The sequence below is a fragment of the uncultured Nostoc sp. genome (genome assembly GCF_964245575.1).
Lineage (GTDB): Bacteria > Cyanobacteriota > Cyanobacteriia > Cyanobacteriales > Nostocaceae > Nostoc.
In genome coordinates this window covers 21,579-33,708 of record NZ_CAXTNP010000050.1, presented here as the reverse complement: position 1 = coordinate 33,708, position 12,130 = coordinate 21,579, and the positions used below count along the sequence as shown (strand labels likewise).

Sequence of the window (12,130 nt, the reverse complement as noted above, 5' to 3'; positions counted from 1 at the left end):
CTTAAGAGTTGGCTTCTCCCTATTATATGCAGCTTCATATTAAATTGGTATTAGAACTGTCTGGATGTATTGTGACAATTGATGCAATTGGTTGTCAAAAACAGATTGTGGAGTTAATTACCCAGCAAAATGCAGATTATGTAATTACATTAAAAAAGAATCAAGGAAATCTGTATGATGAGGTAGAAAAACTGTTTAAATCAGGGATAAGTACGGGTTTTAACTGTGTTCAGCATAGCACATATAAAACAGAAGAAACGGGGCATGGTCGTCATGAAATCCGTAATTACGTGATGTTATGTGGAATTAGCTCTCAGCTTAATCCAGATTCAGTTTGGTCAAACTTTAATAGTGTTGGAATGGTAGAGTCTGTTCGTTCTTTAGATGGTAAAACAACAGTTGAAACTCGTTATTTTATTAGTAGCCTTGAATCAAATGCTCAACAGCTTGCTAAATCTATTCGCAGTCATTGGGGAATTGAGAATTCATTGCATTGGCTCTTAGATGTTGCTTTAAGAGAAGATGACTGTCGGATTAGAAAAGATAATGCTCCAGAAAATTTTGCAGTATTACGGCAAATTGCAGTTAATCTTTTAACTCAATAGAAACGTGTCAAACGTGGAATAAAAAACAAACAGTTTCTGGCAGCAATGGATAACAACTATTTAACAAGAGTTTTAGCATTAGCTTAAACTAATATATCAAAGTTTGAATTTTAGATTTTACGAGAAAGTTTCAGTTTTTCTCTAGAGAAACATACTTGTATGCAACCAATTGTTAATTCAGTTTTATATTAATAAATAGTGATTCAGCTTGAGATAAACTAATTTATAAGTTTTACTAATAATTGACTAATTTTATTTGTTCTTCTCTCAACTTTTACCATTATCTATGTCATTTGGAAATCTCCTTTACTTTTTATTAGTAAATAAGATGCGTTTCCCCTGGTTCAATCCCCTCAAAACCTGTACTTATCCCTGAATTAAATAGCTTTTCTACCTGATCATAAAGATTTTCTTGATTCTTTTTTAACGTAATTACATAATCTGCATCTTTCTGTGTGATTAATTTCACAATTTCTTTCTGGCAGCCGATTGCATCAATTGTCACAATACATCCAGACAGTTCTAAAACTTTTAATAACTCTGGAATTGCTGTAATTTCATTGGATTTTTCATCTACCTTTACTTGCCCCAACACCAATCTATTTGTAGTTGCCCATGCACTGACCATTACAATTGCACTTTGGTCGCTACTTTCATCGTAAGAACTACGCAAAGTTTTCCCATCAATTGCAACCACTTCCCCAGAAGTTCTCTTCTGTATTGATTTTATCCAATCCAGAAAACATGACTGAAACTGTTGGGCATTTATCTGTGCAAATACTCGCGCGAATGTATCATGTGATGGGATACCATTCGGTAGGTCTAGAAATGTTTTTAACCACTCATACTTGGCACATCCATAAGTCTCTATTGCCACCCAACCATCTGCCCCACAAATCACAGCACACACGGCAATCGTTATGATATCCATTAAGTTATGCCGCTTCATTCGATCTATTCGTGGGTCTTCTATTCCCAAAAAATGGTCAGCAATTGTGATTTTTGGCTTCAGCTTCATAGAGAGGAGAATCAGAATGAAATTCTTCTTTAGAGCAACTGTTAGAATACCATGTTCTTTAACCTGACTTTCCCCGTTAAGTCGTCAAACAACGAAATAGTAAGAGTTTCACACTCTCTTTTATTATCAACAAATTAGTTTTAATGACAATGAACCACGAAAGAATAGAACCTTTGGATAGAGCTATAGTAAGCGATCGCTCCGTCAAGGAGATCAGGGGAAAAGTCAGGTTCTTTAACAGGCAGCCGACGGCTGCCTTTAACCCACCTCTACAATGATTATTATTACCATATAGGTGAAGATTTAATTTCCTCAAAGCCTTATTTGATTAGGGTTTTGCTCAATTCTACTCTGATTCAGGCTCGTCAATATTTAGATGCGTTTGCCCTGATTATTTGACCCAATAATAACGTTGTGGGCATTTTTATCGCAAGTGCTGGACACTGACAAAAGTTGCCATAATGCTGTGAGTAAAATAATTGCACATTTGGCTGAGTCAGAAGTAGAACTTCCCTCAACAGATACGAGTGCTTACTGCCAAGCGCGGGCAAGATTACCAGAAAAATTGTTAGAAAAAGTTTTCAATTATTCAGCACAAAAACTGGAAGAGAAAGTAACCCAAGAACATTTATGGTGTGGTCGAAATGTTTTAGTGATAGACGGCTCGACGGTCTCTATGCCTGACACTGTAGAAAACCAAAAAGAATACCCACAACCCAGTAGTCAAAAGCCGGAATGTGGATTCCCAATTGCCAAAATTGGTGTGATATTCAGTTTAGTAACGGGAGCTGCCGTTGCTTTGTGCATAGATATTCTGAACACTCATGATATTAAATTAGCTAGAAAACTGTACAGTTTTCTCAAACCTAATGATGTGCTTGTAGGGGATAGAGCTTTTTGTGCTTACGCCGATATGTTTACTATCAAAAAGTTTAATTGTGATGCCGTGTTTCGTAAACATCAATCTCGCACAAAAACTATGCGAAAAGGTAAAAATGTTGGAGATTGCGATAAATTAGTTACTTGGTATAAGCCTAAAACTTGCCCAAAAGGATTGGATAAAGATGAATTTAATGCTTTACCTCCTTCCATAACTGTGCGAGAGATTTACTATTATATTGTTATTCCCGGTTTTCGGACTCAACAAGTTAGCTTAATTACTACTCTTTTAGATGAAGCAACTTATTCTACTCTGGCAATTGTTGGGCTTTACGGCCAACGCTGGGATGTTGAACTAGATTTAAGACATCTCAAAACTACCTTGGGTATGGATATTCTGCGATGTAAAACCCCCTCAATGATCCGCAAAGAAATTTACGTTTTTTTACTGGCTTATAATCTACTTCGTAGCTTAATGTGGTCGGCTGGAACTATTTACAGTACTCCTCCAAATCGACTATCGCTGCAAGGTACTCGCCATCATTTAATTAACTTTATTCCCAAATTATTAGCTGCTTGTGATCAAAAACGTCTCCAAATTTGTCGCACTTTACTTAAAGTTATTGCTCACAAGGTCGTTCCCTCGCGCCCAGGTAGAAGTGAGCCACGAGTCCGCAAACGTCGCCCAAAAATTTATCCCTTGATGACCAAACCCCGGCATGAATTACGAAAGCAATTAAAAACTGCTTAACCACAACTGTTTCAGCTTTTCTTAGTGCCATTCGTGCCATTCCCTAAAGATGCCAATCCCCTTTAAAAGTAAGTTTGTCTCATCAATGGGTGTAGTTATATCATCGGTATTACATCCGGCAGTTCATCCTCCACTAACCGTAGGGGGGGATACTGGTAGGCAGCAATGGTCACTAGGATGAGAAGGGTTCCTACGACGATGAATAGTAAGCCAATACCGTGACCGGAACCAACGCCAATGATTTGTCCAATGGTGGCTGCTAAGAAGCCGTTGGGAACCATTAAAGGCTCGAAGACTTTTTCGGCTAACCATCCGCCAACGAGATAAGCTAGCGGTACGGTTGACCAGGCAATCATTCGTCTTATCGCAAAGACTCTTCCCTGTACCTCAGGTGCGACTTTTTTTTGGAAGATAACTTGGATGGAAGTGTTAATAATAGGTTGACCGAAAAATGAGAGAAAGTTGGTCAATATCAAAAGCGCCACGGAGGCTCGTACCCCGCTAAATAAAGTACACAGCCCGCTTAACAGCATGAAGACAAATATAGTGTTAATGCGACGCTTTGGTCCTCCCAAAGTACTGATTCCCAAGCTGCCTAATAGCATACCTATGCCACCGATAGACTGGATGATACCGAGAACGGTAGACGAGGCAAAGGACAGCACCAGTGGTTTGACTAGCACACCCTCGATACCAAAAAGAAAGTTGGCAGTAGCAAAGAAAATCAGCAGTGATCGCAACCCTGGTCGAGCATTGATGTAACCCCATCCATAGATAACATCGCGTAGTAATGAATTGTTCCCTGCTTGATTAGCGTCAGTGGTCTTGAGGTTAGGAAAACGAACCAAAAGTAGGGTAATTAAGGAGAAAACAAAGGTAGCAAAATCGAGCAGAAAAATGCCCTGTAGCTGGATGATTAAGAGCAGTACGCTTCCCAACACGGGTGAAATTAGCAGGGTGGCAGCTTCTGCAAACTGAATCATGCCATTGGCACGATCAAGGTGTTTTTTGGGAACTAATAGGGTAATAGATGCAGTGTAAGCTGGCCACTGGAAGGCACGAAAGCAGGAACTGATAGCGGTAGCCAGATACATCTGCCAAATTTCAAGGCGACCAACGACCATGAAGAGGACAAGTACGCCTGTTATTAGACCAGCACCACAGTCACTAAGAATCATTACCCAGCGACGGTTCCAACGGTCTACCAATGTGCCAGCTACAGCAGAACAGACGATTAACGGGAGAGTAGAAGAAAGAGAAATCAGGGCTAACTGGGTGGCTGACCCAGTACGTTGGTATACCCAGACACCTAGAGCGAAGTCGGTGAGACCGGAGCCGATAAACGAGACCAGTTGTCCTAACCAGATAAGGATGAAGATCCGCATTTCAGTTGGTATAGAATGTTTCATCATATTATTTCTCTACCATCTGCTTGAAGTAATTTTCCAACCGTTCAGCTAGTACGCAGACATGAGGTTCCCGAATGATAGTATAATGATCCCCTTTTATCTCGTGAACCTTTATGCCGCCAGCAGCTAACTCACTCCAGCTTTGACTTTGGTCTTGGATTGCCTCCACAGCTTTTTCACTGGCACAAAAGAGGGTAACTTGACCAGGATAGGGCTGGGGTGTATAGCGAGACATGGCATTGAGATTGACTTTGAAAACCTGTAACAGTTGTTGCATCTGCTGTAGCCCAACTTCTGGAGGCAAGATATTGAGCATTTTTGCTTGTTCCAAAATGTAGTTCAATTGCTCTTGCAATCTAAGTTGTCGTAGTTCATCAACTGATACAAGCAACTCCTTACCGAAAAGACCGCAAAAGTCTTTGGCAAGAAGGGCTGTCAGCATTGCCTCATCAATCTCTTCATGTTTGTTGGCGATGGGAGCATAGCTGTCTATTAAGGCAAGCAGGGCAACTTCATGCCCGCAAGAATGCAACTGCTGCGCCATCTCAAAAGCTATAACGCCACCTAAAGACCAGCCTCCCAGATAGTAAGGACTTTGGGGCTGAATGGTTTGTACCTCTTGAATATAGTAGGCAGCTATATCCTCAATTCGGGTTAAGGGTTTAAAGTCCCTATTCAGTGCCGATGATTGCAAGCCGTAAACTGGTTGTTCAAAGCCCAAATGACGGGCTAAATCTCCATAGCAAAGCACGTTCCCACCGACCGGGTGGATGCAGAAAAAAGGCGTCCGGTTTCCAGCAGACTGAATTGCTATCAAGGGAGAAGAAAATTGCGAAGTTATTGAGGAGCGGAGAATGCTTGCCAGTTTTTCAATTGTGCAGCTTTGGAACAGTGTTGCCAGAGGCAGATTTCTTCCAAACTGTTGCTGAATCTTAGCCATCACGCGGACAGCTAACAGGGAATGACCACCGAGGTCAAAGAAGTTATCCCGGACTCCAGCAGGGTGAACATCCAGAACCTCTGACCAAATTTGCGCCAGTTGTAGTTCCAAGGTGTTGCGGGGTGGAACAAAACTGCTTTCCAGACTAGAGCTAGATGTATTAGCTGGAGGTAGTGCTTTGCGATTTACCTTACCGTTGGGTGTCAAGGGTAAAGCATTTAGCAACACGAAAGCCGCAGGTATCATATAATTAGGTAGCTTCTTTTGGAGAAAGTCGCGCAGTACACTGACAGCGAGGTTCTCACTGTTTGGGACAATATAGGCAACTAGATGCTTATTGCCAGGTTGGTCTTCGCGGGCGATGACTATTGTCTCTCGCACCTCTGGGTGCTGACTCAGTGCTGCTTCAATTTCGCCCAACTCAATCCGGAAGCCACGCAACTTAATTTGGTTGTCGATGCGACCAAGATATTCGATATTACCATCTGGTAAATAACGGGCGAGGTCGCCAGTTCGATATAATCGCGCACCCTCAGATGAACTCAAGGGGTTGGGAATAAACTTCGCTGTTGTCTGTTGTGGTTTTTGCAGGTAGCCACGAGCTAACCCCAAACCCGCAATGCATAACTCTCCAGGAACACCAACAGCAACGGGCTGTTGGTGTGAATCGAGAAGATAAATTTGCGTATTCGCCAGGGGACGACCTAATGGCACGGTTTGGGAATTCACACCTACCTCAGAGTCCTCTACCTGATAGGTTAGCACCCCAACAGTTGTCTCCGTCGGTCCATAATGATTGAAAATTTTACACTTGGGTGCGTAGTGCTGAATTTTCGCGACTAACTGCCAACTGCACGCCTCTCCTCCCAAAATCAACCGTCGTTGAGGTAGAATTTTTTCTGGTTGAGCCGCACTCAACAGGACATTTAAGTGGGACGGGACAATTTTTAAACAATCGATGCCGTGGTAAGTGCAGTAATCTCCCCAGGCTTGTGGATTTGTGACTCGCTCTTGGGAAATTACGTGAAGACATCCTCCCGTCAACAGCGATGGGAAAATCATCGTGTTGCCTAAATCTGCTGCCAATATGGACACAGTGGCAAAACTACAACCAGGGGTGAGGTCGAGTTTTTCCACAATACTGTAGACATAGTTGAGCAGTTGTCGATGCTCGATGCTCACTCCCTTGGGAGTACCTGTTGAACCTGAGGTATAAATCACATAGACTAAATTCTCTACTGTGGTGGTACTGGGCAAATTTTCCTCTGATTGGATGGCGATCGCTTCCCAGTCACGATCTAAACAAACCACTGATGCTACTTGTTCACTCACACAACTGGCAAGGTGTTGTTGGGTCAAAATCACCTCCACACCAGCATCTTGCAACATCATATTCAACCGCTCACTTGGCAGTTGTGGGTCTAATGGTAAGTAGGCTCCTCCAGCTTTAAGAATTCCCAGCAAACCAATTGATGTTAAGAGTGAGCGTTCGACATACAATCCCACGATAGTTTCTCGCTCCACTCCCAACTGTTGCAGCTGTCGCGCTACTTTGTTCGCACGAGCGTTGAGTTCTCCGTAGCTCAGTTGTTCTTGTTCATATACCACTGCGATACTTTTTGGAGTTCTTTCTACCTGTTCTTCAAATAGCTGATGAACACACAAATGTTCAGTGTAATCTGCTTTTGTGTTGTTCCACTCCACTAATAATTGTTGCTGCTCGGCTTCTGTCAGCAGAGGCAACTCTCTAACCCGCTGTTCTGGGTAAGCAACGATACTTTCAAGTAATGTCTGAAAATGCCCTACCATCCGCTTGATAGTAGCTACCTCAAACAAATCACTATTATATTCCCAACAGCCAATGAGTCCTTCTTCTGTCTCCGACATCGATAGAGTTAAATCAAATTTGGCTGTGGCGTTCTCTACTTCCAAGGGTTTAAGAGTTAGACCAGCTAGTTCCAGCTTGTCCATCGGGGCATTTTGCAACACAAACATCACTTGGAACAGGGGATTATAACTGAGATTTCGCTCTGGTTGCAACGCTTCTACTAACTGCTCAAAGGGCAAATCTTGGTGAGTGTAAGCATTTAGGGTTACCAGGCGTACCTGATTCAGCAATTGAGAGAAACGAGGATTTCCCTTTAAGTCAATGCGTAGCATCAGGGTATTGACAAAAAAGCCAATTAAAGGCTCAATTTCACGACAGTTGCGGTTGGCTATCGGGGAGCCAACGACAATATCAGGCTGATTGCTGTAGCGTCCCAGTAAGGTGACAAAAGCAGCTAGCAGGGTCATAAACAAAGTCGTCCCTGATTTTTGCCTCAAAGCTACAAGTTTCTGCGTCAATTCGGAACTCAGCTTAAACTCTACAGTACTACCCCGGAAGGTCTGCTGTGGTGGGCGAGGTCGGTCAGTAGGTAATTCTAACAGTGGCGGTGCTCCTGCTAACTGTTGTTGCCAGTAGTTTAATTGAGTTTCCATGACTTCCCCACTCAGCCATTGTCGTTGCCAATAGGCGAAATCAGCATATTGAATTGGTAACTCTGATAAGGGGGAAGGCTGTTTGAAACAAAATGCTTGATAAAGCGCAGACAATTCTCTGATGAATATTCCCAACGACCAGCCATCGGAAACGATATGGTGCATCACCAGTAGCAGCACGTATTCTGATTGTTGCAGTCGCAGCAGATTTACCCGCAGCAAAGTATCCTTAGATAGGTCAAAGGGATGTTGTGCTTCCTCTGTGATTAATTGTTGCACAAGCGCAGACTGGTTCCCTTGTTCTAAATGTTGCAAGTCTACTACTGCCAGGGTCATGCTTGATACTGGATTAATTACCTGCACCGGGGAACCATTTACCATCTTAAAAGTAGTACGTAAAACTTCGTGACGCCGCACTATTTCTGCAATGGCTTGCTCTAATGCTGCTACCTGGAGAGGTCCGCTCAGGCGCAGAGCAAGGGGGATATTGTAAGTGGCGCTAGGATACTCCAGTTGGCTTAGCAGCCACAGTCTTTGCTGGGCAAAGGACAGAGGAAGATTTCCATCACGTGGGACAGGTTTAATCAGTTCAACAGTTTTAGCTGCTAAATGACCCTGCTGCATAAACTTGAGGATTTCTGCTTTGCGGGCTTTTAGTTCAACCTGTAAGTCCTGTGTCAGCTTGCCTTCAGGAGCATTACAGCGCAGGCGATCGCCTTCTACAACTATCTTGATGTCCAAACTGCAAAGGTACGACAAAAATTCTTCAATGGTTTTCATAACTCTATTTCCTCTCGATTATTTAATGTGATGTTGGCAATGTCTTGTAAGTGTTGCAAGTAGAAGCGAATCTTTTCAATTTGCTCTGCTAGCCCAGCTACAGTAGGAGAATCAAAGAGACTACGTAGAGGTAAATCAATAGAAAATGCTTCTCGTAACCGAGAAATTACTTGGGTTGCTAATAAGGAATGCCCGCCCATTTCAAAGAAATTGCCGTTAATACCTACAAGTTTCAGCCCAAGGACTTCTGCAAAAATGTTGGCTATCACCTCTTCCGTTGGGGTACGAGGAGCAACAAAGTCAAGAGTGAAATCGTTTTCAATATCTGGTGCTGGCAGAGTGCGACGGTCTATTTTGCCATTAGGCGTTAGAGGCAATGTCTCTAATATTACAAAAGCTTGTGGTACCATATAGTTAGGAAGTTTGCTGAGCAGGTAAGCACGTAGATTGCCGACATTCGGTTTCTCGTCTTGGCTCAAGACAATATAGGCTACCAAACTCTTATTACCGGGTTCGTCTTCACGAGTAATGACCGCTACCTGCCGTACTGTGGGGTATTGGCTCAATACAGCTTCAATTTCTCCGAGTTCAATCCGGAAGCCACGGATTTTCACCTGGTTATCAATGCGACCAAGGTACTCAATGTTACCGTTTGGAAGGTAGCGTGCTAAGTCGCCTGTTTTGTACAAGCGCGCTCCCTCGGACTGACTAAAGGGGTTGGGGATGAATTTCTCTGCGGTCAAGTCTGGGCGATTGAGATAGCTCCGCGCCAGACTAGCGCCGCCAATGTAGAGTTCACCGAGAGATCCAATCGGGACAGGTTGGAGATAACTATTTAGCACATAGGTTTGTGTGTTGGCGATTGGGTAACCAATGGGGGGTGAAGTATAGTTTTTCTCATTAAAAACAATATGCGTAGAAGTTGTGACAACGGTATTCTCCGTTGGACCGTAGTTATTGATAACCTTGAAGGGGATGGAAGCTGAGGGATACAGATGAAGCTGATCTCCACCAGTCAATAAAATGCGTAAAGCAGAGTTTTGAGACCATTCGAGTAATAACAATCTCTCTGCTACTGGTGTTGGTACAAAAGTAATAGTTATTTCTTGTGACACCAGCCAATCCCGCAAATGCAGAAATGAATTTAGTAGTTCGGGTTTGACCAAGTAGATACTTGCTCCAGCAGTAAGGTAAGGCCACAATTCCCATACCGAAGCATCAAACGCTGTTCCTGCTAGCTGAGTGGCTCTGTCTGATGGGGTAATTTCAAAAGCGCGTTGATGCCAGAAAACCAGATTGAGCAATCCTTTGTGGGGAACTAAAACTCCCTTAGGCTTTCCTGTAGACCCTGAAGTGTAAATTACATAAGCTAGATTATCTGGCTTAACCTCAGATATTGGGTTTTTATCACTCTTCTGGGATATAACCTCCAAGCGTGGATCTAAGCAAACCGTATACCCTTGATACTCAGTTAGCCTGTTCACCAACTTTTCTTGAGTTAACACCATTGATACCTGTGAATCTGATAGCATCAGAGACAATCGTTCTGCTGGATAAGTTGGATCTAAAGGCAAATAAGCACCACCTGCCTTGAGTATTCCCAACAACCCCACCACCATTTCAATGGAACGTTCCATGCAAATACCCACCAGCACCTCTGGTCTTACACCAAGGCTTTGCAGGTAATGTGCTAGTTGGTTGGCTTTTTGATTTAATTGAAGGTAAGTTAATTGCTCGGTATCAAACACCACCGCTGTAGCATTAGGTGTTCTGTTTACCTGTTCTTCAAACAACTGATGGATACATTTATCTCTTGGATATTCACACTCAGTATCATTCCATTCCACTAACAACTGATGGCGTTCTGCTTCACTCAGCAAGGGTAATTCACCCATTCTAAGTTTGGGATTTTCTACAATCGCTGAGAAAATGGTTTGCAAATGTCCTAACATTCGCCTAATTGTATCTTCTTCAAAACAAACAGAATCGTAAGCAATTTTAATTAATAACTCATCCCCAGGCCCTACAATTACAGTCAATGGATAATTCGTGCTTTCAAAATTCTCTGTTTCATCTAGCTGTAGCAAACTACCTTCATTCGATAAAGAACTATCAACTGGATAATTCTCAAACACTACAATACTCTCAAACAAAGGTATCCCCTTAGGAACCTCGCTCCTGACTTGAATATCAACCAGGGAAGTGTAAGAGTAATCCTGTAATTCCAACATTAACTGTTGTATTTGTTGCAGCCAAGATATTAATTGCTGCTGGGGGGATATTTGCACACGTAATGGTAGGGTATTGATAAACAACCCTACCATCTCCTCTACCCCAGACAAACTACCAGGACGACCAGAAACAGTTACACCAAATACTACATCATTCTCACCACTATAAAGACTTAATAGTAATGCCCAAGCAGCTTGTACTATAGTTGATAAAGTCACATGATGTTGTTGTGCTACATCTTGTAGCTGGCGGCTGACCTGAGCAGACAAACGTATTTCAAGTTCCTTATAATTCCAGCCTTGCTTCTGGTGCTGAAATTGAAATTTTAGCTGATTCACTCTAAAGGGGGTGGGAGTACTAAAACCTTGCAAAGTTTGTCGCCAAAACTCAAGAGCAGCTTCCTGATCTTGAGAATTTAACCAAGTGATATAATCACAGTAGGAACGTGGTGTTGGCAAATCACTTGTTTCACCTCTAACTTCAGCTTCATAGAAACTTAAAACTGCTTTAAAAATAATTGGTAAACACCATCCATCTGTGAGGATGTGGTGATGACTCCAGATGAACTTGTAAGTATCTTCACCTAACCTAACTAACGTACACCTCATCAATGGTGCTTGGTTAAATTCAAAACCAAGTCTTCTTTGGATTTGCAACAACTCTGATAATTGCTGTTGCTGCTCTGTTGGAGATAGTTCTCGCCAATCAAGATTATTCCAAGGTAATTTAACCTGTTTAAGTACTACTTGTAATGGAGTTTGACGATTTTCCCAAATAAATAAAGTCCGGAAAATTGAATACCTATCTACAACTCTTCGCCAAGCTGATTCAAAAGCAGCAACATTGACATTCTCCTTCAAATTCAAGATCATTTGCCCAAAATACACCCCACTTTCAGGTGCAAAAAGACTGTGGAATAGCATCCCTTGTTGCATGGGAGTAAGTGGATAAATTGATTCAATATTTTTAGTCTTTTTCATAGATTTCGTTTGGTTGTTGTTCATTGATTTTTCCTTTTTGACCAAGTCTGCGACG

Annotated in this window: 5 protein-coding genes and 1 pseudogene; 2 read left to right on the top strand and 4 right to left on the bottom strand. The window is 42.4% G+C overall.

Annotated elements, in window-relative coordinates; genetic code table 11:
- The first annotated feature begins 26 nt into the window (after nucleotides 1-26).
- Nucleotides 27-605: an ISAs1 family transposase gene (locus tag ACFFAP_RS10770; protein WP_375511206.1), complete on the top strand. Its 579-nt coding sequence runs from the start codon at nucleotides 27-29 to the stop codon at nucleotides 603-605.
- 328 nt (nucleotides 606-933) lie between these two features.
- Here ACFFAP_RS10770 and ACFFAP_RS10765 read toward each other — a convergent pair.
- Nucleotides 934-1,623, bottom strand: a pseudogene (locus ACFFAP_RS10765) (ISAs1 family transposase); the annotation flags it as partial.
- Nucleotides 1,624-2,026: 403 nt separating this feature from the next.
- On the opposite strand from ACFFAP_RS10765, the gene ACFFAP_RS10760 reads away from it, so the two are divergent.
- Complete coding sequence (locus ACFFAP_RS10760; protein WP_375511205.1) at nucleotides 2,027-3,253, top strand: IS4 family transposase; 1,227 nt, start codon at nucleotides 2,027-2,029, stop codon at nucleotides 3,251-3,253.
- Nucleotides 3,254-3,348: 95 nt separating this feature from the next.
- On the opposite strand, the gene ACFFAP_RS10755 is transcribed toward ACFFAP_RS10760, so the two are convergent.
- The 3 genes from ACFFAP_RS10755 to ACFFAP_RS10745 are packed head-to-tail and all read right to left on the bottom strand — an operon-like array spanning nucleotide 3,349 to nucleotide 12,099.
- On the bottom strand, nucleotides 3,349-4,665 hold the full coding sequence (locus ACFFAP_RS10755; protein ID WP_375511204.1) for an MFS transporter: 1,317 nt from the start codon (nucleotides 4,663-4,665) through the stop codon (nucleotides 3,349-3,351).
- Between the two features lies 1 nt (nucleotide 4,666).
- Nucleotides 4,667-8,863, bottom strand: coding sequence for an amino acid adenylation domain-containing protein (locus tag ACFFAP_RS10750; RefSeq protein WP_375511203.1), 4,197 nt, complete (start codon nucleotides 8,861-8,863; stop codon nucleotides 4,667-4,669).
- On the bottom strand, nucleotides 8,860-12,099 hold the full coding sequence (locus ACFFAP_RS10745) for an amino acid adenylation domain-containing protein (RefSeq protein ID WP_375511202.1): 3,240 nt from the start codon (nucleotides 12,097-12,099) through the stop codon (nucleotides 8,860-8,862). The genes ACFFAP_RS10750 and ACFFAP_RS10745 overlap by 4 nt, the downstream gene beginning before the upstream one ends.
- Nucleotides 12,100-12,130 lie beyond the last annotated feature (31 nt).